This is a genomic window from Sphingomonas sp. BK345 (assembly GCF_014193845.1).
GTDB lineage: Bacteria > Pseudomonadota > Alphaproteobacteria > Sphingomonadales > Sphingomonadaceae > Sphingomonas.
The window spans coordinates 339,921-364,447 of record NZ_JACHZX010000004.1; the positions used below are offsets into that span (position 1 = coordinate 339,921).

A 24,527-nucleotide genomic window follows, 5' to 3' on the forward strand; every position below is an offset into this window, starting at 1 on the left:
CACTCACTTGCCCGCGAACCCCGTCGGCGCGGGCGAGACCGCCACCGCGCCGCCGGCGCGCAGCTCCTTCACCTCAAGCGCGCGCTCGGCGACGCCGTCGCGGCCGAAGCGGAACGCGCCGTCGATCCCGGCGAAGCCGTCGGCATCGCGCAGCCGCGGCTCGGGGAAGGCGGTGCCCGGCTTCCAGTCGCGCGCGATCCGCACCACCAGCAGCACCGAATCATAACCGAGGCTCGACAGCCGGTACGGCGCGGCGTTGAAGCGGGTGCGGTAGTTGCGCGCATATTGGCGATACAGATCGTCGGGCACGCTGGCGAACCATGAGCCGCTCAGCGCGGGCGCACTCGCGCCTTTGTCGGCGTTCCACAATTCGGTGCCGAGGATCTGCGCCGAGGGGCTGTTGCGACGGAGCAGCGGCACTGCCGCCGTGGCGGAGCCGGCGCTGTCGGCGATCAGGATCGCGTCGAACGGCGCGTCCTTGACCATGCGCTGCACCGCCGCACTGAGCGCACCGGGGCCGCGGTCATAGGTCTGCAACGAGACCACGCGCCCGCCGGCCTGCTCGACCGCGCGCAGGAAGGCGGTAGAGGCGCGGCTGCCGTACAGCGCGTTGGGCACCAGCCCGCCGAAGTTGTTCATGCCGCGCGCGCGCGCGAAGCCGACCACTCGCTCGATCGACTGCGCCGGCGCATAGCCCAGCACGTACGTGCCGTTGCCCGCGACGCCGGTGTCGTTGGAGAAGGACAGGACCGGCACCTGGGCGGCGTGCGCGATCGGGGCGACCGCGCGCACGTCCTCGGCCAGCAGCGGCCCGAGGATCAGCTGCGCGCCGTCGGCGATCGCGCGCGAGGCGGCCTGCGCGGCGCCGGTGGCGGTGTCATAGCTGGTGATTCGTACCTGGGCGTTGCGCGTGTCGAGCAGCGCCAGCTGGGTGGCGTTGGCGAGGCTGCGCCCCACGCCGGCGTTGCTGCCCGACAGCGGCACCAGCAGCGCGACGCGGTGCCGCTCCGTGTCGCGCGGCAGGCCGCTGACCACCTCGGGCGCGGTATCACGCGGCGGCGGCGCCTGGGTCTGCGCGCGCGGTGCCTCGACGGGGGCGCGCGGCACCACCGTCGAACAGGCCGCGAGCAGCAGCGCGCCGGTGACCGCGACCAATCGGCCCCATGCGTTCGACCATTGCGGCCGCCCGATCGCCTCTGCCATGACAACTCCCGTGAACTCTCTACTTCCCGGGCTCTACATCGTCGCCACCCCGATCGGCAATCTCGGCGATCTCTCTCCGCGTGCGGCGGAGGTGCTCGCCGCCGCCGACGTCATCGCGGTGGAGGACTCGCGCGTCACCGCCGGGCTGCTCCGCCACATCGGCACGAAGCGACCGATGACTCCCTATCACGACCACAATGCCGCCGAGGTACGCCCACGCCTGATCGAGCGGATGGCGACCCAGGTGGTCGCGCTCGTCTCCGACGCGGGCACGCCGCTGATCTCCGATCCGGGCTATAAGCTGGTGCGCGAGGCGCGCGCGGCCGGGCGCCACGTCGTCACCGTCCCGGGCGCCTGCGCCGCGGTCGCCGCGCTGACGCTCGCCGGACTGCCGACCGATCGCTTCCTCTTCCTCGGCTTCCTCCCTCCCAAGGAGCAGGCGCGCGCCGAGGCGATCCGCGAGGTGGCGGCGGTGCGCGCCACGCTGGTGCTGTACGAATCGGGGCCGCGGCTGGCCGCCTGCCTCGCCGCGCTGGCGCAGCTGCTGGGCGAGCGCGAGGCGGCGGTGTGCCGCGAGATCACCAAGAAGTTCGAGGAAGCCGTGACCGGCACGCTCGGCGCCCTGGCGGCGCGCTACGCCGAGGCGCCGCCAAGGGGCGAGATCGTCGTCGTGGTCGCGCCGCCTGCCCCGCCCGCCCCGGCCAGCGCGGACGACGCCGACGCTGCGCTCGCCGAGGCGCTCACCCGCCTGCCCGCATCCAAGGCGGCAGGCGAGGTGGCCAAGGCGCTCGGTCTCGACCGCCGCGAGCTGTACGCGCGCGCGCTGGCGCTCAAGGGGTAGCGGGCGCGCTGGCCCCGTTCTCGCGCGCGATCGCCCCGGCCATGCGACCGCGCTGGGTGTAGGCGAAGGCGTTGGCCCCGCCCGTGTACAGGCCGCGCAGATAGCCTCGGTCGAACGCGGTGAGCTGCGCGGGCGACGCCGCCTTGCCGCCGAACAGCGCCAGCATCGTATCGAGACCTCCGCCGGGCAGCTCGCGCGCGCCGGCGAAGAGGCGTAGAGCGGCGTAGTCGGCGAGCTGACGCGAGGTCTTGCCCACCACCGCCTTGCGCTCGACGATCAGCACCGCGGTGACCACGTCCTGCCGCACCGGCTGGACGACGCGCGAGGCGACCGCGACGTTGAAGGTCGGCGGCCCGTCCCCGGGCAGGCTCGTCTCACCGTCGCGCGTGCGTATCTCGGTGAGCCGCCACGCGAACACCGGCCCCTCGCTCTTGAGCAGCGCGCGGCGCGCGTTCAAGCCGACGCCCAGCAGCGCGCGATGGTTGGACTTCGCCATCTTCGCCACCTCGGCGTGCGCGTCGTCGACGAACAGCACCATCGTGTTGGGCCGACAGTGATCGCCGGCGAGCGTGATGCCCACCGAGTCGGCGTCGTCGAGCATGCGCTGCGCGATCTCGCTCGACACCTTGTTCGAGAGCCCTCCGACCGCGACGCAGACGGGGTCTTGGAAGCGCGCGATCGGCACGTTCTGCGACACCGGGCCGGTGGCCGCGCGCACCTGGTTGCCGATGACCTTGCGGGTAGGCGCGGCAACGATGATGTCGCCGTTGTCGCCGAGCCGCTGATCCGCGGCGGGTACGGGCGCGGACTCCGTGACGCTGGCCGCCGTGTTTTCCGGCGCCGACTGGGGAGCCGCCGCGCTCGGCACCGGGGCGGGAAGCTGCAACGCGGCGATGACCAACGCTGCCAGATATGGGCCGACCATCGCCTTCTCTCCCGTCGTGCGGTGGACAGTTTAGGCGTGCCACCCTCCCATGCCCACGCCCTTTCTGATCCGGATCGAGCGAGGAGTGGCGATCGCGTGGCGCCGGGTAGGACGATCTGTCCCATCGAACCCGCGCACCGGCGCGCCTACATCGCCGCGCATGGAACCGACGCCCCCCGCCCCCCCCGCCGCCGCGCCGAGCGGCCGCGACCGATTCTGGTGGATCATTCGCTCGGGCTGGCGCGGCCGCTGCCCGCGCTGCGGCGAAGGCAGAATGTTCGTCTCCTGGCTCAAGGTGGTACCGCGCTGTGATCATTGCGGGCTCGACTATCGCTTCGCGGCACCCGACGACGGCCCCGCCTTCTTCTCGCTGTGCATCATCGCGCTGCCGCTGACCGCCTTCGTCGTCTGGCTCCAGGTCGCGTTCGACCCGCCTGCCTGGGTTCATCTCATCACCTCGGTGCCGGTGATGGCGCTCGGCACGCTGCTGCCGCTGCGGCCGATCAAGGGCTGGCTGGTCGCGTCGCAATACGTCAATCGCGCGCAGGAGGCGGGAACGCGCGGGCTCTGGTCCGACCTGCACGGGACCTCCGGCGCGAGCGACTTCGACCAGTGAGCGCACGGCGCGTCACGCTCGCCGCGGCGACGCTGGCGCTGCTCGCCGCCTGCGGCGACGGCGACGTGGCGGCCCGCCGCAGGGCGCTGGGCGCGAACCCGACGCTGGCGGCGCGGCTCGCCGCCGCCGACGCAGGTCGCGGCGCGCGGTTGTTCGGCCAGTGTGCCGCCTGCCACACGATCGGCGCGGGTGCGGGCGACCGCAACGGGCCCAACCTGCGCGGGGTGATGGGCGCGCCCGTCGCCGGGGTGAGCCCGCGCTTCGGCTACACCGCCGCCCTGCGCGGGCACGGAGGCAGGTGGACCGACGCGGCGATGGACGCCTGGCTTGCCGACCCGGCCGCGGTCGCGCCCGGCACCGCGATGCGCTTCGCCGGCGTGCGCGACCCGCTCGATCGCGCCGACCTGATCGCCTATCTGCACCGGCAGGGCGACGCGGCTCGCTGAGCCGGGCCAGCACCTGCTTGCCGCAGCCGCGCGGCTCGGGCACCCCGCGATCATGCGCCGCCCCCGCTCCCTGCTCGACCGCCGTGACGCCGAAGCGGCCGGCCGCCGCGGCGAGCGGCTCGCCGCCTGGTGGCTGCGGCTCCAGGGCTGGCAGATCCTCGATCGGCGCGTGCGGACGCCGGCGGGCGAGGTCGATCTGGTGGCGCGGCGCGGTGCGCTGGTCGCCTTCGTCGAGGTGAAGGCGCGGCGCACCGCCGCCGAGCTCGACGTCGCGATCGACGAACGCCGGCTCGCGCGCGTGGCCGCCGCCGCCGAGCTGCTGATGCCCCGCTACGCGCTGCCGGGCGACGACATCCGCGTCGACGTGCTGCTACTCGCCCCCGGCACGCGCCCGCGCCATATCGAGAACGCCTGGATCGGCTGAGCTCCGGCGTCGGCCCGCCCAAGCCGGCGCGACCGTGCGTGACATTGGCCCTGCGCCACCCTACCTGCCGCCGCATCGCTCTGCCGGAAAGGGACAGTCCATGGCGCTCACCGTCGCGGTCCAGATGGACCCGCTCGATCAGATCAACATCGCCGGTGACTCGACCTTCGCGCTGATGCTGTCGGCGCAGCAGCGCGGGCATCGCCTGTTCCACTACACCGCCGACCAGCTCAACTGGTCGAACGGCAGGCTATGGACCAGCGCGCACCCGGTGACGGTGCAGCGCGTCGCGGGCGAACACTTCCGCTTCGGAGAGCCGGTCGCGCTCGATCTCGGCGACGAGGCCGACGTCGTGCTCATGCGCCAGGACCCGCCGTTCGATCTCGGCTATATCACCGCCACGCACCTGCTCGAGCGGGTCGCCGATCGCACCCTGGTAGTCAACGATCCCGCCAGCGTGCGCAACGCGCCCGAGAAGGTGTTCGTGCTCGATTATGCGCGCTTCATGCCGCCGACGCTGGTGACCCGCTCGCTCGACGAGGCGCGCGCGTTCCTGCGCCAGCACGGCGCGATCGTGGTCAAGCCGCTTCACGGCAACGGCGGCAAGGCGATCTTCCGCGTCGGACCGGAAGGTGAGAACCTGTCCGCGCTGATCGAGGTGTTCAACCAGACCTGGCGCGAGCCGCACATGGTCCAAGCCTTCCTCCCGGACGTCGCCAAGGGCGACAAGCGCATCGTGCTGGTCGACGGCGAGGTCGCGGGCGCGATCAACCGGCTGCCGGGTGAGGGCGAGATCCGCAGCAACCTCGCGGTCGGTGGGTCGGCCGAGAAGACCGAGCTGACCCCGCGCGAGCGCGAGATCTGCGCCGCGCTCGGGCCCGAGCTGAAGCGGCGCGGGCTGATCTTCGTCGGCATCGACGTGATCGGCGGCGAGTGGCTGACCGAGATCAACGTCACCTCGCCGACGGGCATCGTCGCGATCGAGCGGTTCGATGGCACCGACGTCGCCGGTCTCATCTGGGACGCGATCGAGCGCCGCCACGCGGAACGCACGCGCTGACCGCACCGTTGGCGAGAGCGTGACCGAGTTCATCGTCAGCTGGATCGTCAAAGGCGGCTATCTCGGGATCTTCCTGCTGATGGCGCTGGAGAATGTCGTCCCGCCCATCCCGTCCGAGGTGATCATGGGTCTGGGCGGGATCGCGGTGGCGCGCGGGCAGATGGAGCTCGTACCGCTGCTGCTCTGGGGCACCGCCGGCACCACCGCGGGCAACGTCTTCTGGTACGTGATCGGGCGACGCGTCGGCTATGCGCGCTTCCGCCCCTTCGTCGAGCGCCACGGCCGCTGGTTGACGATGGAGTGGAGCGACGTCGAGCGCGTGCAGCACTTTTTCCATCACCACGGCGGCTGGGTCATCTTCGTCTTCCGGTTCATGCCGACCTTCCGCACGATGATCTCGCTGCCCGCGGGCATGGCGGCGATGCCGATGTGGCGTTTTCTCGTCATGACCTTCCTCGGCAGCATCATCTGGAACGCGGTGCTGGCGGGCGCGGGCTTTTATCTCGGCAGCCGCTTCAGCGAGCTCGATCGCTACGTCGGACCGGTCGGGATCGTGCTGACGGTGATGGCGCTGGGCTATTACGTCTACCGCGTCGTCACCTGGTCGCCGCGCGCCGGGTAGCGGGCAGCTCCTCCCCGCCCTGGGGAGGGGCATCGCATTACCCCCGCGGGTGCGCCGCGCGATAGACGTCGAGCAGGTGCGCCGCGTCGACCGCGGTATAGACCTGCGTCGAGCTCAGGCTGGCGTGGCCGAGCAGTTCCTGCAACGCGCGCAGGTCGGCGCCGCGGCCGAGCAGGTGAGTCGCGAAACTGTGGCGCAGCGCGTGCGGCGTGGTGCGCTCGCCCAACCCTAGCCGCGCGCGCGCGCCGCGCACCTTGAGCCGCACCACGCCGGGCGAAAGCCCGCCGCCCTTCACCCCGCGGAACAGCGGCGCGTCCGCCGCGAGCGGCCACGGGCACAGTGCGGCGTAGCGCTCGATCGCGGCGCGCACCTCGGCGAGCAGCGGCACGACGCGCGTCTTGGCGCGCTTGCCGGTGACGCGCAGCGTCTCGCCGAGCGGCAATACCGCGCCCGGCAGCATCACCGCCTCGCCGATGCGCAGACCGGCGCCGTACAGCAGCAGCAGCACCGCCCAGTCGCGTGCCGCCACCCAGGGCTCGTCGCTGTCCTCCGCCACGTCGGTGGCGAGCGCGACCGCCTCCTGCGGCGCGATCGGGCGCGGGACGCCCTTGCGCACGCGCGGCCCGCGCAGCCGCGGCGCCGCCCCGGTGCCGCCCGCCCATTCGAGAAAGCCGCGTACCGCTGAGAGCTCGCGTGCGGCCGAAGCGTTGCCCAGCCCGGCGCCGCCACCCGTCGCAGCGCCGCGCCGGTACGCGAGATAGGCGCGCAGGTCGGCCGCGTCGACGCGTGCCAGCCGCGTGCGATTGGTTTCCTCGCCCCAGTGCTCCGACAGGAAGGCCAGCAGCCGCGTGGCGGTGGCGCGATAGGCACGCACCGTATGCTCCGAGCGACGGCGGTCGCGCGCGAGATGGATTGCATAATGGTCGGCGAGCGTCAGCGGCACGTCCAGCATCGCGGGTCGAACTTCTCCTTTCGTCGCATTTTGCGTGCTTACGCGCGGGTGGAAAAGGTAAATTAACGTTAGGCAACCATAAGGTCGGCGATGGCACCTTCCCCTTCTCTCATGGCCCATGCGGTCGAGTCGAGCCGGCTCGCCGCGCTGAACGCGCTCGCGCTGCTCGACAGCGAGCCCGAGAGGGAATTCGACGCGCTGGTGGCGCTCGCGGCGCAGCTGCTCGGCTGCCCCACCGCGCTGCTCAACCTCGTTGACCGCGACCGGCTGTGGATCAAGGCCAGCGCACGACCGACCGAGACGCGCGAGCTCCAGCGCGACATCGCCTTCTGCGACCGTACCGTCAGCGAGCGCGACATGGTGGTGATCGAGGACCTCGCCGCCGACCCGCGTTTCGGCACCAGCCCGCTAGTGGTGGAGAACGGCCTGCGCTTCTACGCCGGCGCGCCGGTCAACGTGCTCGGCCAGGACGGCGCGCGCCACACCGTGGGGACAATCTGTGCGGTCGACATCGCACCGCGGACGCTCGACGAGGCGGCACGCGCCGCGCTGCGTCACCTTGCCGCGCTGGCCGAGGCGCTGCTCGACGCGCGCCGCACCGCGCTGAAGGCGATCCATATCGCCACCACGGGCGAGCTGCTGGTTACAAGACTCGCGCGCCAGGATCATATCTTCCGCCAGGCCGAGCAGATCGCGATGATCGGCTCGTGGCGGCTGTCGATCGCGGACCAGTCGCTGGAATGGTCGGACAACGTCTACCGCATCCACGGCCTGCCGCTGGGCGAGAAACCCGATCTGTCGCGCGCGCTCGCCTTCTACCCTGCCGCCGTGCGCGACGGCGTCGCCGCTACGATCGAGGCTGCGATTCGCGAGGGCAGACCCTTCGACTTCGAAAGCGACTTCGTCACCGCCGATGGCCGCACGCTACGCGTTCGCTCGATGGGCGATCCCGAGGTCGTCGACGGCCGGGTCGTCGGCATGGTCGGCGTGTTCCAGGACATCACCGAGCGCCACGCGCTCGAGGTGCAGCTGCGTCACGCCGCCGACACCGATGCGCTCACCGGCCTGGCCAACCGCGCCGCGTTCGACCGCGCGCTCGACTATGCGATGGCGCGCGCGCGACGCGACCGTACGCCCCTGCACCTCGTACTGATCGACCTCGACGGCTTCAAGGCGATCAACGACACGCTGGGCCACGGCGCGGGCGACGACGTCCTGCGGCTCACCGGCGCGGCGCTGTCCGAGCCGTGGCTGAGCGGCACGCTCGCGGCGCGGATCGGCGGCGACGAGTTCGCGCTCATCGTCGAGGACCCGGCGCTGATCGCCGACCTTGACTCGCTGCGCGAGCGGATCGAGGCGGCGCTGCGAGTCGCGGTCGCGGCGAACGGCGTGACGATGACGAGCGCGGGCTCGGTCGGCATCGCCGCCTTCGACGACGACTGCCACTCGTTGCGCGACCTGGCGCGCCGCGCCGACGTGTTGCTGTACCAGGCCAAGCGCGCGCGCGTCGGCCAGCGCCGCTTCGCGCCGCCGCGCCGGGTGGCGTAGCGGGGCTTTCGCTCCGACTCAGCCGCCGCGAGCCACCTGAAATCCGGCGAAGGACTGGCTCACCGGCATCAGCTCGAGCCGGTTGACGTTGAGATGCGGCGGCAGCGTCGCGATCCACAGCACGGTCGCGGCGATGTCCTCTGCGGTCATCGGCTCGGCCCCGGCGTAGAGCGTGTCGGAAGCAGCCTGGTCACCGCCGGTGCGCACGAGAGTGAACTCGGTCTCGACCATGCCGGGATCAATCGCACTGACCCGAACGCCGGTACCGTGCAGGTCCGACCGCAGCATCAGCGTGAGCTGCTGCACGAAGGCCTTGGTGCCGCCGTACACGTTGCCGCCCGGGTAAGGGTAGCTGCCCGCGACGGAGGCGAGATTGATGATCGCGCCCTTGCGCTCGATCAGGCCAGGCAGCAGCCGGTGGGTGATCGCCACCAGCGCGGTGACGTTGGTGTCGATCATCGTCTTCCACTGCGCCAAATCGGCGTGCTGCGCGGGGCCGGTCCCCAGCGCAAGCCCGGCATTGTTGACGAGCAGGTCGATGCCGCGGAAGCGTTCGGGAAGCGCGTCCAGCGCCGAAGCGACCGCGGCCTCGTCGCGCACGTCGAACACAACGGGCAGCAGGGCCTCGCCGAGCTCGGCCCGCAGCGCGTCGAGTCGGTCGCCGCGGCGACCGGTCGCGATCACCTGCCAGCCCGCCCCCGCCAGCGCGCGCGCGGTAGCGGCGCCGATCCCCGAGGTAGCGCCCGTCACGATCGCGGTCTTGACTGTCATGAACGTACCCATCCTCTTCCCGGACCGATGCGGCGGCCACCGCCGTCTCTCATACGACGGTTGCGCGCGGGGTCTAGCGCCCCGAGCGCCGTCACGCCGACGCCGCGGCGCACAACGACCGGCATCGCACCTCGGCGAGGCTAAGACATCTCCGAGAGAAGGTTATTGGAGGTAGCGGGAAACGATACGTGTGTGGCTCGCCGCCATAGTATGGCGCCACCCGCTCGCCGCATCGCCGCTCGCCGCCGGACGAAAGCGGCGGCGGCGCACCCGTCGCCGCCGCTCCCGGGTCAGGCGAGGCGGTTCTGTCGCAGGCCCGTGCGATCGGACGGCCGATAAGGCGTGAACCAGCGGCCGTGCTCGGCCGTATCGTTCACCGGATTCACGAAGAGCTGCAGCAGCGACGCCCGCGAGGTCGTGACCGACGACGTCGGCGTGATCGCTCGCAGCCCGCGGGCCAGCGTCGTCGCGGCCGAGTCCGGCGCCGCGACCGACGGCCCCGTCACCGTTGCCGTCTCGTCAGCGTTCAGTTCGACCGTGGGTCCATCGTTGCCGTGAACCACCGGATGCGGGTGCGCGAGCCATTCCACCTCGGCCGCGGCGCGTTGCTCTCGGTCGGCGTACCACTCGTCGAAACTTCTGTACGGCTGAGCGTAACCGTGGAAGCAATTGGGTCGATTGTGAGTGGTCGTGAAATATATCTTCTTCTCTTCCTCGGACAGGCTGTTTATGAAATTCAACTCGTTTACACAACCACCTCTATCAATCCCGCCGTTGTAATTCCACGATCTTATATAAAGATCCTTTCCGAGTTTCTCGATCTCGCTATCGTCGAACGACTGATAGAGACTTCTCGCCTGAAGCGACTCTTTCGAGCTATCAGTGAACGACCCATCTATCTGGCGTCTAAACGCTTGCGACCATGCACTTAGCTTTTGATCTAACGAATAGGCACCTGTCTTATCGTTGATTATTTTGATGTATTTATTAAATTCTTCCAGCAGTTTCTTCTTGTCCGACCCAGCTGGCGATATGGACTCGATCTCGTCCGATGCCGGTCTTGTCTCGACCCGCGCCTCCGGACGCGCCACCTGCAACGTATTCGCGTTCGATGCGATCGCGCTCGTATTGATCGTTGTCATCACTTTCTCCTCGCATGATAACGGCCATGGACGCTGCCGGCGCGGAACAATCGTCCACCGGCATCGCGCAACGACGTCATTCGGACGCCGCCTTGTTGATCACTGGATAAGCGGTAAACCGGCCCGTTTGTTCGTTTACATCTGCCGTGATCGCGCAATCGTACACCTTCTCTGCCGATTCAGATCCGTCCTGCTGTTTGGCGACGAAATCAAAGACGTATTTACCCTTCGCGTTCCACCAGAAAACGTGGCTTGAGAAATAGCACCCATAATTGGTGTCATCGGCCCAGGTTGTTGTCCCACTGAAATTTTGCCCGGCGGGCGCGTAGGCGTGCCCCTCGCTAGTCCCACCGCCGGGAGAAATTTCATCCGGCAGAGATTTTTCGTAGCTCGAAGAGAATGAGTCTCCCTTGGATATAAGCTTTTTATCGCCGTTGTTGGTGAAGTGATATTCTCCACCGAGCCCGCCGTCACTCTTCCCGGCGAGAGCCGGTGCGGCGAGCGCGACGCAGACCGCCGCGAACACGGCGCGCGAACTTGATCGAAACTTCATGAACCCTCCTTTCATCGAACGAGGCTCTCTTATTGTAGCCAGAGCGACCGCCCGCCCGCGCACCGCTCCGCCGCGTACGCGCACCCGGCCGTGAGAATCCTTTGCACGGAGGGTGATAGAATTACCCGGATCGGCGATACGACTCTGCCCCGTGCGTCGCAGCGCGCTACAAGGGGCAGTTGCTCAGCACCGCCTCGTCGCGCACCGCTCTTCCCGCCTTCTCCGCCCTGCTCCATATGGCGCGCATGTCCTCCCGCGCGCGCGTCCTCGTCCTCAACTCGGCGCTCGGCCCGCTCGACTATCGCGTGCCGCGCGAGTTGGCGGTCGAGCCGGGCTCGATCGTGGTCGCGCCGCTCGGGCCGCGCCAGCTGCTCGGCGTGGTGTGGGAGCCCGAGCGGATGCCGTCGGACGCCGAGGTCGGCGACAATCGCCTGCGCAACTTGCTCGCGGTGGCGGACGTGCCGCCGCTGCGCGCGCCCTTGCGCCGGCTGATCGAGTGGACCGCGGACTATTACCTCGCCCCCCCTGCGGCGGTGGCGCGGATGACGCTGTCGTCGAGCGCGGCGCTCGAGGGCGCGCGCAGCGCGGTCGAATATCGCGCCACCGGCGCGGTGCCGGACCGGCTCACCCCGCAGCGCGCGCAGGCGCTCGAGCGTATCGGCGACCGCCAGGGATTGATCCGCGAGCTGGCGACGATCGCCGAGGTGAGCGATGCGGTGATCCGCGGGCTGGTCAAGAGCGGCGCGATCGAGCCGGTCGAGGTGGGGATCGACAGCCCTTATCCCTCCCCCGACCCCGATCACGCACCGCCCGCGCTCTCACCGGAACAGGGCGAAGCGGCCGCGACGCTGATCGGCGCGGTCGAGGCCGCCGCGTTCCAGCCGATCCTGCTCGACGGCGTCACCGGGTCGGGCAAGACCGAGGTCTATTTCGAGGCGGTCGCGGCGGCGCTGCGCGCGGGCCGACAGGTGCTGGTGCTGCTCCCCGAGATCGCGCTGACCGAGCCCTTCCTTAAGCGCTTCCACGATCGCTTCGGCTGCGAGCCGGTGGCGTGGCACTCGGGGCTGCGCGCGACGCAGCGGCGGCGCGCCTGGCGCGCGGTGGCGAGCGGCGAGGCCAAGGTGACGGTGGGAGCGCGCTCGGCGCTGTTCCTGCCCTACGCCGAGCTCGGGCTGATCGTGGTCGACGAGGCGCACGAGACCAGCTTCAAGCAGGAGGACGGCGTCCACTATCACGCGCGCGACGTGGCGGTGATGCGCGGGCTGTTCGAGCGCTGCCCGGTGATCCTCGCCTCCGCCACGCCCGCGATCGAGACGCGCCACCAGGTCGCGCTCGGCACCTATGCCGAGGTCAAGCTGCCGGGCCGCTACGGCGTCGCCGAGCTGCCCGCGATCGCCGCGATCGACCTGATCGAGGAGCCGCCCGAGCGCGGCCGCTGGCTCAGCCCGCGACTGGTCGAGGCACTGCGCGACACGCTCGCGCGCGGCGAGCAGTCGCTGCTTTTCCTCAACCGCCGCGGCTACGCGCCGCTGACGCTCTGCCGCACCTGCGGGCACCGCTTCCAATGCCCGAACTGCACCGCCTGGATGGTCGAGCACCGGCTGACGCGCCGGCTCGCCTGCCACCATTGCGGGCATGTCGAACCGGTGCCGCGGCTCTGCCCCGAGTGCAGCAACGAGGACACGTTGGTGGCGTGCGGCCCCGGGGTCGAACGGATCGCGGACGAGGTCGCGGCGCTATTCCCGGAGGCGCGCGCGGCGGTGGTGACGTCCGACACGATCTGGTCGCCGGCCAAGGCGGCGGAGTTCGTCGCCCGCATGGAAGAAGGTGCGATCGACATCGTCGTCGGCACGCAGCTGGTGACCAAGGGCTATCATTTCCCCAACCTGACGTTGGTCGGGGTGGTCGACGCCGACCTCGGGCTGGACGGCGGCGACCTGCGCGCGGCCGAGCGCACCTTCCAGCAGATCCGCCAGGTCTCCGGACGCGCGGGGCGCGGTGCGAAGAAGGGGCAGGTGTTCATCCAGACGCACAGTCCCAAGGCGCAGGTGATGCAGGCGCTGGTGACCGGCGACGCCGATGCCTTCTACGCCGCCGAGACCGAGGCGCGGCAGGACGCCGGAGCGCCGCCGTACGGCCGCTACGCCGCGATCATCGTGTCGAGCGAGGAACAGGCCGCCGCGCACGAGGTGGCGCGACTGATCGGGCGGCACGCGCCCGAGGTCGAGGGAATGGCGGTGTACGGCCCCGCCCCGGCGCCGCTGGCGATGCTGCGCGGACGGCACCGTTTCCGCCTGCTGGTCCACGCACGGCGCGCGCTCGACGTGCAGGACGTGATCCGCGCCTGGCTGGGTACGCTCGACTGGCCGGCGAAGGTGCGTGTCGCGGTGGACGTCGACCCGTACAGCTTCCTCTGATCCGCGTCGGCGAGCAGCCTCAGCCGGCGTGTTCGGCCAGCACCGTCAGCCCCTTGGCGTTGACCTCGGCGAAGCCGCCGCGGATCGCGATCGTCTCGGGCGCGGCGCCGGGCGCCTTCTGCACCAGCACCTCGCCGTCACGGATCGTCGACATGAAGGGCGCGTGCCCCTCGAGCACGGCGAAGTCGCCGTCGGTGCCGGGCACCGTGACCATATGCACCTCGTCGGAGCGGACGAGGCGTTCGGGAGTGACGAGTTCGAAGTGCAGCATGGGTCTGATATCCTGGACGGCATGAAAGAGATAAGGCCGAGGCGTGCGGGCGACGGCGCACGGGCGCCGACGCGGGGCTAGCTTATCACAGCTTCAGTACTGCGATCAGCACGCCCGTGGCGGTGAAGATCGCGCCGACGAGCCAGGTGAGCGGCTGCGTCTTGGCCGACTCGATCCGGGCGGTCATGCGCTCCTCGACCAGGCGAAGATCGGTGGCGAACTGAGCGAAGCGGGCGTCGACCTTGACGTCCGCTTCATCGAGCCGCGCCTCGATATGATCGAACCGCGCGTCGACCTGGGCGAAGCGCGCATCGACACGGGCTGCCTCTCGATCGAACTGACCATCGACACGAGCAGCCTCCCGCTCGAAGCGAGCATCAATCCGCTCGCCCAGACGATCCAGATCCGCCTTCGTCGCCGCGCCTTCGCTCATCGCGCCACCGATCGCGGCGGCGATGGCCTCGGCCTGGTCCTGCGGCAGCGCCGCCGCGCGCAGGTCCTTCGCGATCGAGAGCGTGTCGATGCCCATACCACCCTAAAGTAGCCGGGCACCGACCCCGAGTCGATCAGGCGTCCTGCGCCAGCTTCTCCGCTTTGGCGACCGCCTCGTCGATGCCGCCCACCATGTAGAAGGCGGCCTCAGGCAGATGGTCATACTCGCCGTTCACCACCGCCTTGAACGAGCGGATCGTGTCGTCGAGCTGGACGAACTTGCCCGGGATGTTGGTGAACACCTCGGCGACGTGGAACGGCTGCGACAGGAAGCGCTGGATCTTGCGCGCGCGGCTGACCGTCAGCTTATCCTCCTCGGACAGCTCGTCCATGCCGAGGATCGCGATGATGTCCTGCAGCGACTTGTACTTCTGCAGGATCGACTGCACCGCGCGCGCCGTCTCGTAATGATCCTGGCCGACGGTGCGCGGCTCCAGCACGCGGCTGGTCGAGTCGAGCGGGTCCACCGCCGGGTAGATGCCCAACTCGGAGATCGCGCGGCTCAGCACGGTCGTGGCGTCGAGGTGCGCGAACGAGGTCGCCGGGGCCGGGTCGGTGAGGTCATCCGCGGGGACGTACACCGCCTGCACCGAGGTGATCGACCCCTTGTTGGTCGAGGTGATGCGCTCCTGCAGCGCGCCCATGTCGGTCGACAGCGTCGGCTGATAGCCCACTGCCGAGGGGATGCGGCCGAGCAGCGCCGACACTTCCGCACCCGCCTGGGTGAAGCGGAAGATGTTGTCGACGAAGAACAGCACGTCCTGCCCTTCCTGGTCACGGAAATATTCCGCGATGGCGAGCCCCGACAGCGCGACGCGCGCGCGCGCGCCCGGCGGCTCGTTCATCTGGCCATAGACCAGGGCGACCTTCGACCCCTCGCTGATCGCATTGCCCTCGGCGTCCTTGGCAATCACGCCCGCGTCGAGGAACTCGTGATACAGATCGTTGCCTTCGCGGGTGCGCTCGCCGACGCCGGCGAACACCGAGGTGCCGCCATGGCCCTTGGCGATGTTGTTGATCAGCTCCTGGATCAACACGGTCTTGCCGACGCCGGCGCCGCCGAACAGGCCGATCTTGCCGCCCTTCGCGTAAGGCGCGAGCAGGTCGATGACCTTGATGCCGGTGACCAGGATCGCGCTCTCGGTCGACTGGTCGACGAACTCTGGCGCCTTGGCGTGGATCGGCGCGCGCAGCTCGGTCTGCACCGGGCCGCGCTCGTCGATCGGCTCGCCGACCACGTTCATGATGCGGCCGAGCGTCGCCGGACCGACCGGCACCTGGATCTGGCTGCCGGTGTCCGTCACGGTCTGGCCGCGGGTCAGCCCCTCGGTCGAGTCCATCGCGATCGTGCGGACGGTGTTCTCGCCGAGATGCTGCGCGACCTCGAGCACCAGCCGCTGGCCGTTGTTGCTCGTCTCCAGCGCCGACAAGATCGCGGGCAGGTTGTTGTCGAAATGGACATCGACCACCGCGCCGATCACCTGGCTGACGCGGCCGACGTTGTTGCTGCCCGATCCGGTGCTCCCGCTGGTCGGGCGAATGTCTTCGGCGAGGGTTGCCATCACATCTTTCCTTGGTTCGTCTGCCCCGATGTAGGCGCGGAGCGGGTGAAGGTCACGGCCAACAGCCGCTCCTTGGGGGTGGTGGTGCGCGTCACCGCGTAATCGGCGCCGCCTTTGAGTTGTCCGGTGGCGCGCCGAGTGCCATGGATCGCGGCGAGCGCGCTGTCGCCGCCGCTCACGCCGAGCTGTTGGAGCGACTGGGCGAGCCATTTGTCGAACGAGTCGCGCGCGAGCTGGTCGTTCGCCGAGGTCGGCTCGACGAGGCGATATTCGATCGTCTCGAGCCGGTCGGCCGCGCCGCTGGCGGTGAAATGCGCCACCACCGGGTGCTTGCCCTGCGGGTCCGACATCGGCGTCGGCGCCGCCTCGGAACGCCAGACGCTGCCGCGCTTCTCATAGGCGCCCGGCCGCAGCCCGATCCGCCCGAAGCGGTCGAGCGCGACACCCGGATCGGTGAACACGCCGTCCCAGCTGCCGCCGGCGAGATTGGGCCCGCTCGGTTCCGCCGCCGAGGCGGTGTCGTCGGCCGGCGCCTGGTCGGCGGCGGGCTTCGAGCAGCCTGCCACCGCCAGCGTCGCCGCCAGCAGCAGGATGCCCGCCCGGATCACAGCGCCTCGGCGCCCGAGATGATCTCCACCAGCTCGGTGGTGATCGCCGCCTGCCGCGCGCGGTTGTACTGAATGCTCAGCCGCTTGATCATGTCACCCGCGTTGCGCGTGGCATTGTCCATCGCGGTCATGCGGCTGCCCTGCTCGGACGCGGCATTCTCCAGCATGGCGCGGAAGATCTGGATGGCGACGTTGCGCGGCAGCAGGTCGGCGAGGATCGCTTCCTCGCTGGGCTCATATTCGACCGTCGCGTCACCGGCGTTCGCCAGCCTGGGCTCGCCGCGATCGGAGATGGCAACCGGGATGATCTGCTGGCCCACCGGCTGCTGCACCAGCGCCGACTGGAACTTGGCGTAGAACAGATGCGCGACGTCGAACTCGCCGGCGGTGTAGCGCGCGATCAGGTCGTCCGCGATCGCCTTGGCGTCGTCGAACGCCACGGTCTTCACCGTGGACAGATCGTGGTCGACCTTGATCGCTTGCGGGTAGAAGCGACGCAGCACGCGCCCCTTCTTGCCGGCGAGATAGAAGATCACGGTCTTGCCCGCGGCCTCCAGCTCCTCGGCCTTGCGGCGCGCGGCGCGGACGATGTTGGTGTTGAACGCGCCCGCGAGGCCGCGCTCCGAGGTGGCGACCACCAGCAGATGCACCTGGTCCTTGCCCGTCCCTGCCAGCAGCGGCGAGGCGCCGACACCGACGTTGCGCGCCAGGCTGGCGACGACGCCCTCGAGCCGCTCGGCATAGGGGCGACCGGCGATCGCGGCCTCCTGCGCGCGGCGCAGCTTGGCGGCGGCGACCATCTTCATCGCCTTGGTGATCTTCTGCGTCGACTTGACCGAGCCGATGCGGATCTTGAGGGCCTTGAGTGACGCCATTCTATCCTCTTGCCGTCATCCCGGCGAAGGCCGGGATCCAGTTTCCACCGTCGGACTGGACCCCGGCCTGCGCCGGGGTGACGGTCATGCGTGTGTCAGCGATCAGGCGAAGGTCTTCGCGAACTGGTCGAGCGCGCCCTTGAGCTTGCTCTCGGTGTCCTTGCCCAGCTCGCGCGTGTCGCGGATCGCGCCCAGCACGTCGGCATGATCGTTGCGCAGGAACGCCAGCATCGCTGACTCGTAACGGGTGACGTCGGCGACCGGCACCTTGTCCAGATAGCCGTTGGTGCCGGCGTAGATCGACGCGGTCTGCTCCTCGAACGGCATCGGCGAGAACTGCGGCTGCTTGAGCAACTCGGTCAGTCGCGCGCCGCGGTTGAGCAGCTTCTGCGTCGAGGCATCGAGGTCCGAGCCGAACTGCGCGAACGCCGCCATCTCGCGATACTGCGCCAGCTCCAGCTTGATCGATCCCGACACCTTCTTCATCGCCTTGGTCTGCGCCGCGCCGCCGACGCGGCTGACCGACAGGCCGACGTTGATCGCGGGGCGGATGCCAGCGAAAAACAGGTCTGTCTCGAGGAAGATCTGGCCGTCGGTGATCGAGATCACGTTGGTCGGGATGTACGCCGACACGTCGCCCGCCTGGGTCTCGATGATCGGCAGCGCGGTGAGCGACCCGTTGCCGTTGGCGTCGTTCATCTTCGCCGCGCGCTCGAGCAGGCGCGAGTGGAGATAGAAGACGTCGCCCGGATAGGCCTCGCGGCCCGGCGGACGGCGCAGCAGCAGCGACATCTGACGATAGGCCACCGCCTGCTTCGACAGATCGTCGAACACGATCACCGCATGCATCCCGTTGTCACGGAAATACTCGCCCATCGCGGTGCCGGTGTAGGGCGCGAGGAACTGCAGCGGCGCGGGGTCCGACGCGGTCGCGGCGACGACGATGGAATAGTCCATCGCGCCATTCTCCTCGAGCGTGCGGACCAGCTGCGCCACGGTCGAGCGCTTCTGGCCGACCGCGACATAGACGCAGTACAGCTTATTCGACTCGTCGGTGCCCGCGTTGGCGGTCTTCTGGTTGATGAAGGTGTCGATCGCGATCGCCGACTTGCCGGTCTGGCGGTCGCCGATGATCAGCTCGCGCTGGCCGCGGCCGACCGGCACCAGCGCGTCGATCGCCTTGAGCCCGGTCTGCACCGGCTCGTGCACCGACTTGCGCGGGATGATGCCGGGCGCCTTGACCTCGACGCGGCTGCGCTGCTCGGCGACGATCGGCCCCTTGCCGTCGATCGGGTTGCCGAGACCGTCGACGACGCGGCCGAGCAGGCCCTTGCCCACTGGCACGTCGACGATGGTGCCGGTGCGGCGGACGACGTCGCCTTCCTTGATCTCCGAGTCCGAGCCGAAGATCACGACGCCGACATTGTCGGCCTCGAGGTTGAGCGCCATGCCTTGCACGCCGTTCGAGAATTCGACCATCTCGCCGGCCTGGACGTTGTCGAGCCCGTAGATGCGCGCGATGCCGTCACCGACGCTCAGCACCTGGCCGGTCTCGGACACCTGGGCCTCGGTGCCGAAATTGGCGATCTGGTCCTTGATGACCTTCGAGATTTCTGCGGCGCGGATATCCATGTGGTTAGCCCTTCATCGCGCTGGCGAGCGCATTCAAACGGGTACGGATCGAGGAGTCGATCATCTGGGAGCCGATGCGGACGACGAGCCCGCCGAGGATCGCCGGATCGACCTCGAGGTCGACCGACACCTCGCGACCGACGCGGCGGCGCAGCTGCTGCTTGAGCTCGTCGACCTGCTCGGCCGAGAGCGGGTGCGCGCTGGTCACCTCGGCGGTGGTCTCGCCGCGGTGGCGCGCCGCGAAGGTGCGGAACGCGCGGATGATCTGCGGCAGTTGCGACAGCCGGCGATTCTCCGCGAGCACGCCGAGGAAGCTGCGCGTGGTGGCGTCGACGCCGATCGCGTCGGCCGCGGCGACCACCGCGCGCACCGCGTCGCGCCGCGCCACCACGGGCGAGGCGATCAGCGCGCGAAAGTCGGCCGATTCGGCGAGCGCGTCGCGCACCGCGGCGAGGCTGCGCTCGACCTGGTCGACCGCCTTGGCCTCCACCGCCAGATCGAACAGCGCGCTCGCGTAGCGCCCGCCGAGGCTGGCCTGGATGCTGCTGCCCTGATTACCGCTGGAACTCTCCACGCGATCCACTTTCCTCGCATAAACCCAAGGGTGTCGAACCCATGCGACCGGGTGGCGCGCGGCGGCGCCTTCGCTTGGGTAGCGGCGCGCGTAGCAAAGGGTTGCCGGGGATGCAACCGGAGCGGGCGGGTGTGGTGTTCAACGTGATCAACGGCGTGCGCGGCGGCGTGAGGGTTCGGGCGCAAGCCGTGGGATGCGGTGAGGGAGGCGGTGGCGTATAGACATGGGTAATGGTCGCGACCCGATACGTACAGAGGCCGCCGCGACGCCGAGGCAAGCGAGATGGCCGATGACCGACACGGTGCCCCTCCCCCACGCCCTTCCGTCATCCCGGACTTGGTCCGGGATCCACCCATCCGCGGATTCTGCCGCCGACGCGTATTCGGCACGGTGGATCCCGGACCAAGTCCGGGATGACGGGGGATGGGTGGCGCATGGCGTCGACCACGCGGACCCCGTTGCCATCTCAGGCACCATACCTGCCCCCTCCGCCCCCATCGCCGCCGACGTCGCCTGGGCCGCCTTCGTCCGCCGCGACCGCGCCTATGACGGCCGGTTCGTCGTCACCGTCAGCTCGACCCGCATCTATTGCCGGCCGAGCTGCGCGGCGCGGCGGCCGCGGCGCGAGCACGTCGGCTTCCTGCCCGATGGCGCTGCCGCGCGCGCGGCAGGGTATCGCGCCTGCCGCCGCTGTCTGCCCGACGACGTCACGCGCGACGCGACCGCGGTGAGGCGTGCGCTCACGCTGCTGGACGACGCCGAACGGCCCCTGTCGCTCGCCGACCTCGCCGCGTCGGTCGGCTACGCGCCGCATCACTTCCAGCGGTTGTTCACGCGCGCCACCGGCCTCTCCCCCGCCGCCTACGCCCGAGACCGTCGCGCGGCGCGCGCCGTCGCGGCGCTGCGGGCCGAGCGCAACGTCACCGCCGCGATCTACGCTGCGGGCTATGCCGCGCCGAGCCGCTTCTACGCCGACACCGCCGCGCTCGGCATGGCGCCGACCGCCTGGGCAAGCGGGGGGGCGGGCGAGCGAGTCGCCTGGTGCGTGCTGCCCTCGCCGCTCGGCGCGCTGCTGGTGGCGCATACCGGGCGCGGCTTGTGCCACGTCGCGTTCGATGAGGGGGTGGAGGCCCTCGCGGCGTTGCTGCCGGCGGCGACGCTGGTGGAGGCGGACCCGGGCGAGCAGGCGCGCGCGCTGCACTGGCTGGAGACGGCGGCGGTGCCGCTGGACGCCGCGCTGCCGGAGACACAGCGGCGGGCGTTGTTCCTCGCGGCGGTGCGGGCGGCGGCGCGCGAAGAAGGACAAACATATCGCGTGCTCCTGCGCCTGCCGGAAACCGGAGGATGAGCGCTTTCCTCACGGAGAGAAGTTGAGGCGCATATCTTTCTTGTCCGGGTCGCAGCCAGCGCGGGGACACGGCCACACCAGGCCGAGGCCGGTCGTGGCCTTGGTTAGGCGATTATAAAGGCTTGTCGCTTAGCTCGATCCTCGGACTTTCGAGGATGACCGGGTCGATGAACGCGTTCGGACGCCGCAACGGCGGGATGGGGACGACAGGCGCGCGCGGCGGCTTCGGTGTGGCGCGGCCGATGCAGGCCAACCCGCTCGCGCGCCCAGAGCCCGAGCCCTTTCCTACCGTCGACGCGCTCGCGCTTCCCGGCGAGGGCGACCCGTCGCTGTTGCCGCAGGGCACGGTCGACGCGATGCAGCGACTCGCCGACCGACAGAACGCCAGCGGGGACGCCGGCGCGAGCCGGATGGAGGGGTTCGAGGCCTCGATCCACCGCATCAAGGAGCAGGTGCTGCCGCGCCTGCTCGAGCGCGTCGACCCGGAGGCCGCCGCCACGCTCGGCAAGGACGAGCTGGCCGAGGAGTTCCGCCCGATCATCGGCGAGGTGCTCGCCGAGCTCAAGCTGACGCTCAACCGCCGCGAGCAGTTCGCGCTGGAGAAGGTGCTGGTCGACGAGCTGCTCGGTCTCGGGCCGCTGGAGGAGCTGCTCGCCGACGCCGACATCAGCGACATCATGGTCAACGGCCCGGACCAGACCTTCGTCGAGCGCAAGGGCAAGCTGGAGTTGGCCAACATCCAGTTCCGCGACGAGGAGCATCTGTTCCAGATCGCGCAGCGGATCTGCAACTCGGTCGGCCGCCGCGTCGACCAGACCACGCCGCTCGCCGACGCACGCCTCAAGGACGGCAGCCGCGTCAACGTGATCGTGCCGCCGCTGAGCCTGCGCGGCACGGCCATCTCGATCCGTAAGTTCTCCGCCAAGCCGATCACGCTCGACATGATGGCGGGCTTCGGCAGCATGTCGCAGAAGATGGCGACCGCGCTCAAGATCGCGGGAGCGTGCCGCTTCAACGTCGTGATCTCGGGCGGCACCGGCTCGGGCAAGACGACGATGCTCAACGCCTTGTCGAAGATGATCGACCCGGGCGAGCGCGTGCTGACGATCGAGGACGCCGCCGAGCTGCGGCTCCAGCAGCCGCACTGGCTGCCTCTCGAGACGCGCCCGGCCAACCTCGAGGGCCAGGGCGAGATCTCGATCCGCGACCTTGTCAAGAACGCGCTGCGTATGCGCCCCGACCGCATCATCCTGGGCGAGATCCGTGGCAGCGAATGTTTCGACATGCTCGCCGCGATGAACACCGGCCACGACGGATCGATGTGCACGCTCCACTCCAACTCGCCGCGCGAGGCGCTGGCGCGCATGGAGAACATGGTGATGATGTCGGACATCAAGGTGCCCAAGGAAGCGATCAGCCGCCAGATTGCCGATTCGGTCGACATGATCATCCAGGTCAAGCGCCTGCGCGACGGCTCGCGCCGCGTCACCAACATCACCGAGGTGATCGGCATGGAAGGGCCGGTGATCGTGACCCAGGAGCTGTTCAAGTTCGAGTATCTCGACGAGAGCGCCGACGGCAAGATCATCGGCGAGTATCGCTCGATGGGGCTGCGTCCGTACACGTTCGACAAGGCCAAGCAGTTCGGCTTCGATCAGGCGTATCTGGAAGCGTGTCTGTGAGTGGATTGTGCTATCGCTAGTGTTGCGGCGCGTCTTGCGGCTTTGGCCCGAGATCAGGACGAGAGAAGGCTCTCGAAACCGTCTGCGAAAAGGCGAGTGACCGAACCATGCCTTCCATCTAGGTCGGCCCATTGGCCCGATGGATTGCACTCGAAGAAGACCGTCTTTCCGTTCGGGGTCACCGCGAAATCGAACACACCGCTGTGCAGATGAGACCTGCGCAGGAAGGCGCTGGTGAAGTATTGCATCTCCGGCGGGAGCGGGACAGGCTCGCGACCGACAATCCCGGCCAACCTCTCGGCACGACGCCAATCGATGACAGAGCGAGGCGACGCTTGCGAGTTAATTTTTGAAGCCGAGGCACGCGTCGCCGAACGCAACAACCCTCAGCTCGTGCGATTTCTCGATACACGCTTGGTAGATCGCCGGGAAGGATGCCACTTGCTCATCACAGGCGGCAGAGATCTCCGCGACCCTTACCACATTGGCCATGATGCTTATGAGCGTGGCGTCGTCGCTACCGTAAGCTGGCGCGAAGCTCATACTGAATGGTTTCACGATCGTTCGACCGGAAGCCTGGATGAACGCGATGATCTGAGCCTTGTCACACGAGACAAGCGTGTCAGCAACTGCGAAACCGAGCGAGCGCGCGATATCAAGCTGGGTCAGCTTGTCGGGCAACCCGCGCCACTCATTGTTGAAGCACCGGCATCCACGGTTGGCAATCAGCGAAAGCGCGACATCGCGCCGCGTCGTGGCCTCGAAGCTGCGGCGCTGATCGTCCGCCGAGCGATAGCGGATCGTCCGATGCTTGCTCCTGAGCCACCACCAGTCCTTGGGCTCAACCGAGACGGCTATGCCGCTCGCGTCCGTTAGGCGGACAGATGGAAGACGTGTTCCTTCCTCGTCGGCCACCGGTGAGTAGACGAGGCACGTTACCCCCCTGGTTAGCAGCTCAGCGGTGACGCCTCTGATGTGAGGGTCACCGGGCGAGCCAAGGATATGGAGCAGCGCGCGCCGCCCCATTATCGGGCGCTCACCGGCCCGATCGCCGGCGGAGAGGCTGTCAGACTGGTACCTACGGAGAAGACGCCGTTGAAGCCATCGGTGATCGTCGGCAGGGCGCGAACATAGGCCGACTTATGTGTGCCCTTACCCGAGAGTGAATGAGGGCCGCAACCGTCTTGCTGACAGTTCCACGCGCTACCGGTGGCAGGCTCCGACTGGAGCGACAAGACGTCCGCGGCGGGAAGATGGCTGGCGGCGGGCGCGAACATCATACCGGGCTGACGTACCAGATGCGCGTGTAAGCTCCCCACCAGGATCAGCACGACGCTATTCGGGTGAGTGTCTGCCAGACTTGCCCAACGATCCGCCATCGCCAGCTAATAATGATGTTGGTCGAGACGGCCGCTGGCCCGCGGCTGCGTCCCATGCACCTCGATCACTCGGCCGGCAGCGCGCCAGTCGCGCAAGCGGCGCAGCAACGTCAACATTGCCATGCTCGATCGACCGTCCGCCATGTCTCGCGCCCAGATGTCGGATCGCAGCAATCTCTCGACAGCCGCATCGTCGCCGGAAGAGGCAAGAAATTGCGCGACGTCCACGTCGGTCCGTTCGTCGAACTCGAGCGCGATAACCACGGGGCGCCGCTTGGCGACAACGCAGGCGACGTCTCCGAAGAGGCGTGGAACCTGGTCGGTGCCATGGATCTCACCGACAATCACGAAACGCGGCGCGCGCTCCGCCAAGTCTTCGCTTCCGTTGAGAGAGGCGCAGACCTGCGGATCATCGGCGCGTCCAACGGGAGGCGTGAGGGGCCGCGCTGCTCCGCTCGTCGCGAGCATGAAGAGGATAGCGATAGATGGTAGGAGTGCCATAAATGCCCCGATAGCGGTAGGCGGCCCGCAGGCGAGCCGCCAAGAAAGTTCAGGGATCGTCGCTGTGGATTCCACGCCCTCCG

At 69.1% G+C, this 24,527-nt stretch carries 25 protein-coding genes; 10 read left to right on the forward strand and 15 right to left on the reverse strand.

Features of this window, described 5'->3' with window-relative positions; all coding sequences use genetic code 11:
* Window positions 1-3: 3 nt before the first annotated feature.
* Window positions 4-1,203 (reverse strand): penicillin-binding protein activator, encoded by a 1,200-nt coding sequence (locus FHY03_RS15050; protein ID WP_183919412.1) that lies wholly within the window; start codon window positions 1,201-1,203, stop codon window positions 4-6.
* Here FHY03_RS15050 and rsmI point away from each other — a divergent pair.
* Window positions 1,202-2,044, forward strand: coding sequence for a 16S rRNA (cytidine(1402)-2'-O)-methyltransferase (rsmI, locus tag FHY03_RS15055; RefSeq protein WP_183919410.1), 843 nt, complete (start codon window positions 1,202-1,204; stop codon window positions 2,042-2,044). The genes FHY03_RS15050 and rsmI overlap by 2 nt on opposite strands.
* Here rsmI and FHY03_RS15060 read toward each other — a convergent pair.
* Window positions 2,034-2,969, reverse strand: coding sequence for a hypothetical protein (locus tag FHY03_RS15060; RefSeq protein ID WP_183931548.1), 936 nt, complete (start codon window positions 2,967-2,969; stop codon window positions 2,034-2,036). The two genes, rsmI and FHY03_RS15060, sit on opposite strands and share 11 nt — an antisense overlap.
* Before the next feature lie 160 nt (window positions 2,970-3,129).
* On the opposite strand from FHY03_RS15060, the gene FHY03_RS15065 reads away from it, so the two are divergent.
* The 5 genes from FHY03_RS15065 to FHY03_RS15085 all read left to right on the forward strand — a co-directional run bounded on the left by FHY03_RS15065 (window position 3,130) and on the right by FHY03_RS15085 (window position 6,137).
* Complete coding sequence (locus tag FHY03_RS15065; protein WP_183931549.1) at window positions 3,130-3,585, forward strand: DUF983 domain-containing protein; 456 nt, start codon at window positions 3,130-3,132, stop codon at window positions 3,583-3,585.
* Entirely contained in the window at window positions 3,582-4,031 is a 450-nt protein-coding gene (locus FHY03_RS15070) for a c-type cytochrome (protein ID WP_183931550.1), read from the forward strand. The genes FHY03_RS15065 and FHY03_RS15070 overlap by 4 nt, the downstream gene beginning before the upstream one ends.
* A gap of 52 nt (window positions 4,032-4,083) precedes the next feature.
* Window positions 4,084-4,455, forward strand: coding sequence for a YraN family protein (locus tag FHY03_RS15075; protein WP_183919402.1), 372 nt, complete (start codon window positions 4,084-4,086; stop codon window positions 4,453-4,455).
* A 100-nt stretch (window positions 4,456-4,555) separates the two neighbouring features.
* A complete protein-coding gene (gshB, locus tag FHY03_RS15080) occupies window positions 4,556-5,515 on the forward strand; it encodes a glutathione synthase (RefSeq protein WP_183931551.1) in 960 nt (319 codons plus the stop codon).
* Window positions 5,516-5,534: 19 nt separating this feature from the next.
* Window positions 5,535-6,137 (forward strand): DedA family protein, encoded by a 603-nt coding sequence (locus tag FHY03_RS15085; protein ID WP_183919398.1) that lies wholly within the window; start codon window positions 5,535-5,537, stop codon window positions 6,135-6,137.
* A gap of 37 nt (window positions 6,138-6,174) precedes the next feature.
* On the opposite strand, the gene FHY03_RS15090 is transcribed toward FHY03_RS15085, so the two are convergent.
* Window positions 6,175-7,089, reverse strand: a complete 915-nt coding sequence (locus FHY03_RS15090; RefSeq protein ID WP_183931552.1) for a tyrosine recombinase XerC — start codon at window positions 7,087-7,089, stop codon at window positions 6,175-6,177.
* A gap of 111 nt (window positions 7,090-7,200) precedes the next feature.
* Here FHY03_RS15090 and FHY03_RS15095 point away from each other — a divergent pair, with 111 nt between their 5' ends.
* Window positions 7,201-8,637 carry a diguanylate cyclase domain-containing protein gene (locus FHY03_RS15095; RefSeq protein WP_260159199.1) on the forward strand — a complete coding sequence of 479 codons (1,437 nt, stop codon included), beginning with the start codon at window positions 7,201-7,203 and terminating at the stop codon, window positions 8,635-8,637.
* Between the two features lie 18 nt (window positions 8,638-8,655).
* Here the strand turns inward: FHY03_RS15095 and FHY03_RS15100 are convergent, their stop codons facing one another.
* From FHY03_RS15100 to FHY03_RS15110, 3 genes are all read right to left on the reverse strand, one after another.
* Complete coding sequence (locus FHY03_RS15100; protein ID WP_183931554.1) at window positions 8,656-9,408, reverse strand: SDR family NAD(P)-dependent oxidoreductase; 753 nt, start codon at window positions 9,406-9,408, stop codon at window positions 8,656-8,658.
* Between the two features lie 290 nt (window positions 9,409-9,698).
* Complete coding sequence (locus FHY03_RS15105) at window positions 9,699-10,550, reverse strand: hypothetical protein (RefSeq protein ID WP_183931555.1); 852 nt, start codon at window positions 10,548-10,550, stop codon at window positions 9,699-9,701.
* Between the two features lie 76 nt (window positions 10,551-10,626).
* Window positions 10,627-11,103, reverse strand: a complete 477-nt coding sequence (locus tag FHY03_RS15110; RefSeq protein WP_183931556.1) for a hypothetical protein — start codon at window positions 11,101-11,103, stop codon at window positions 10,627-10,629.
* A gap of 245 nt (window positions 11,104-11,348) precedes the next feature.
* On the opposite strand from FHY03_RS15110, the gene FHY03_RS15115 reads away from it, so the two are divergent.
* On the forward strand, window positions 11,349-13,520 hold the full coding sequence (locus FHY03_RS15115) for a primosomal protein N' (protein WP_183931601.1): 2,172 nt from the start codon (window positions 11,349-11,351) through the stop codon (window positions 13,518-13,520).
* A 19-nt stretch (window positions 13,521-13,539) separates the two neighbouring features.
* Here the strand turns inward: FHY03_RS15115 and FHY03_RS15120 are convergent, their stop codons facing one another.
* The 7 genes from FHY03_RS15120 to FHY03_RS15150 all read right to left on the reverse strand — a co-directional run bounded on the left by FHY03_RS15120 (window position 13,540) and on the right by FHY03_RS15150 (window position 19,534).
* The gene (locus FHY03_RS15120; RefSeq protein WP_183931557.1) at window positions 13,540-13,791 is read right to left on the reverse strand and encodes an ATP synthase F1 subunit epsilon; all 252 of its coding nucleotides are present in this window, start codon (window positions 13,789-13,791) and stop codon (window positions 13,540-13,542) included.
* 85 nt (window positions 13,792-13,876) lie between these two features.
* The gene (locus tag FHY03_RS15125; protein WP_221190222.1) at window positions 13,877-14,320 is read right to left on the reverse strand and encodes a hypothetical protein; all 444 of its coding nucleotides are present in this window, start codon (window positions 14,318-14,320) and stop codon (window positions 13,877-13,879) included.
* A 37-nt stretch (window positions 14,321-14,357) separates the two neighbouring features.
* On the reverse strand, window positions 14,358-15,845 hold the full coding sequence (gene atpD / locus FHY03_RS15130; protein WP_132911055.1) for a F0F1 ATP synthase subunit beta: 1,488 nt from the start codon (window positions 15,843-15,845) through the stop codon (window positions 14,358-14,360).
* Window positions 15,845-16,453 carry a hypothetical protein gene (locus tag FHY03_RS15135; protein WP_183931558.1) on the reverse strand — a complete coding sequence of 203 codons (609 nt, stop codon included), beginning with the start codon at window positions 16,451-16,453 and terminating at the stop codon, window positions 15,845-15,847. Before FHY03_RS15135 ends, atpD begins: the two co-directional genes overlap by 1 nt.
* Complete coding sequence (locus FHY03_RS15140) at window positions 16,450-17,328, reverse strand: F0F1 ATP synthase subunit gamma (RefSeq protein ID WP_183931559.1); 879 nt, start codon at window positions 17,326-17,328, stop codon at window positions 16,450-16,452. The genes FHY03_RS15135 and FHY03_RS15140 overlap by 4 nt, the downstream gene beginning before the upstream one ends.
* Before the next feature lie 102 nt (window positions 17,329-17,430).
* The gene (gene atpA, locus FHY03_RS15145; protein ID WP_183931560.1) at window positions 17,431-18,960 is read right to left on the reverse strand and encodes a F0F1 ATP synthase subunit alpha; all 1,530 of its coding nucleotides are present in this window, start codon (window positions 18,958-18,960) and stop codon (window positions 17,431-17,433) included.
* Window positions 18,961-18,964: 4 nt separating this feature from the next.
* Complete coding sequence (locus FHY03_RS15150) at window positions 18,965-19,534, reverse strand: F0F1 ATP synthase subunit delta (RefSeq protein WP_183919373.1); 570 nt, start codon at window positions 19,532-19,534, stop codon at window positions 18,965-18,967.
* Between the two features lie 427 nt (window positions 19,535-19,961).
* Between FHY03_RS15150 and FHY03_RS15155 the strand changes: the two genes are divergently transcribed.
* Both FHY03_RS15155 and FHY03_RS15160 read left to right on the forward strand, forming a co-directional pair.
* Window positions 19,962-20,882: an Ada metal-binding domain-containing protein gene (locus FHY03_RS15155; protein ID WP_409314204.1), complete on the forward strand. Its 921-nt coding sequence runs from the start codon at window positions 19,962-19,964 to the stop codon at window positions 20,880-20,882.
* A gap of 167 nt (window positions 20,883-21,049) precedes the next feature.
* Window positions 21,050-22,564 (forward strand): CpaF family protein, encoded by a 1,515-nt coding sequence (locus FHY03_RS15160; protein WP_183931561.1) that lies wholly within the window; start codon window positions 21,050-21,052, stop codon window positions 22,562-22,564.
* Window positions 22,565-22,906: 342 nt separating this feature from the next.
* On the opposite strand, the gene FHY03_RS15165 is transcribed toward FHY03_RS15160, so the two are convergent.
* Complete coding sequence (locus tag FHY03_RS15165) at window positions 22,907-23,479, reverse strand: hypothetical protein (RefSeq protein ID WP_183931562.1); 573 nt, start codon at window positions 23,477-23,479, stop codon at window positions 22,907-22,909.
* A 470-nt stretch (window positions 23,480-23,949) separates the two neighbouring features.
* Window positions 23,950-24,444, reverse strand: coding sequence for a hypothetical protein (locus tag FHY03_RS15170; RefSeq protein WP_183931563.1), 495 nt, complete (start codon window positions 24,442-24,444; stop codon window positions 23,950-23,952).
* Between the last annotated feature and the right edge of the window lie 83 nt (window positions 24,445-24,527).

Coding starts and splice junctions, on each gene's coding strand:
- rsmI (WP_183919410.1), top strand. CDS start 1,202: ATGACAACTCCCGTGAACTCTCTACTTCCCGGGCTCTACATCGTCGCC.
- FHY03_RS15050 (WP_183919412.1), bottom strand. CDS start 1,203: ATGGCAGAGGCGATCGGGCGGCCGCAATGGTCGAACGCATGGGGCCGA.
- FHY03_RS15060 (WP_183931548.1), bottom strand. CDS start 2,969: ATGGTCGGCCCATATCTGGCAGCGTTGGTCATCGCCGCGTTGCAGCTT.
- FHY03_RS15065 (WP_183931549.1), top strand. CDS start 3,130: ATGGAACCGACGCCCCCCGCCCCCCCCGCCGCCGCGCCGAGCGGCCGC.
- FHY03_RS15075 (WP_183919402.1), top strand. CDS start 4,084: ATGCGCCGCCCCCGCTCCCTGCTCGACCGCCGTGACGCCGAAGCGGCC.
- gshB (WP_183931551.1), top strand. CDS start 4,556: ATGGCGCTCACCGTCGCGGTCCAGATGGACCCGCTCGATCAGATCAAC.
- FHY03_RS15090 (WP_183931552.1), bottom strand. CDS start 7,089: ATGCTGGACGTGCCGCTGACGCTCGCCGACCATTATGCAATCCATCTC.
- FHY03_RS15095 (WP_260159199.1), top strand. CDS start 7,201: ATGGCCCATGCGGTCGAGTCGAGCCGGCTCGCCGCGCTGAACGCGCTC.
- FHY03_RS15100 (WP_183931554.1), bottom strand. CDS start 9,408: ATGACAGTCAAGACCGCGATCGTGACGGGCGCTACCTCGGGGATCGGC.
- FHY03_RS15105 (WP_183931555.1), bottom strand. CDS start 10,550: ATGACAACGATCAATACGAGCGCGATCGCATCGAACGCGAATACGTTG.
- FHY03_RS15110 (WP_183931556.1), bottom strand. CDS start 11,103: ATGAAGTTTCGATCAAGTTCGCGCGCCGTGTTCGCGGCGGTCTGCGTC.
- FHY03_RS15115 (WP_183931601.1), top strand. CDS start 11,349: ATGTCCTCCCGCGCGCGCGTCCTCGTCCTCAACTCGGCGCTCGGCCCG.
- FHY03_RS15120 (WP_183931557.1), bottom strand. CDS start 13,791: ATGCTGCACTTCGAACTCGTCACTCCCGAACGCCTCGTCCGCTCCGAC.
- FHY03_RS15125 (WP_221190222.1), bottom strand. CDS start 14,320: ATGGGCATCGACACGCTCTCGATCGCGAAGGACCTGCGCGCGGCGGCG.
- atpD (WP_132911055.1), bottom strand. CDS start 15,845: ATGGCAACCCTCGCCGAAGACATTCGCCCGACCAGCGGGAGCACCGGA.
- FHY03_RS15140 (WP_183931559.1), bottom strand. CDS start 17,328: ATGGCGTCACTCAAGGCCCTCAAGATCCGCATCGGCTCGGTCAAGTCG.
- atpA (WP_183931560.1), bottom strand. CDS start 18,960: ATGGATATCCGCGCCGCAGAAATCTCGAAGGTCATCAAGGACCAGATC.
- FHY03_RS15160 (WP_183931561.1), top strand. CDS start 21,050: ATGAACGCGTTCGGACGCCGCAACGGCGGGATGGGGACGACAGGCGCG.
- FHY03_RS15170 (WP_183931563.1), bottom strand. CDS start 24,444: ATGGCACTCCTACCATCTATCGCTATCCTCTTCATGCTCGCGACGAGC.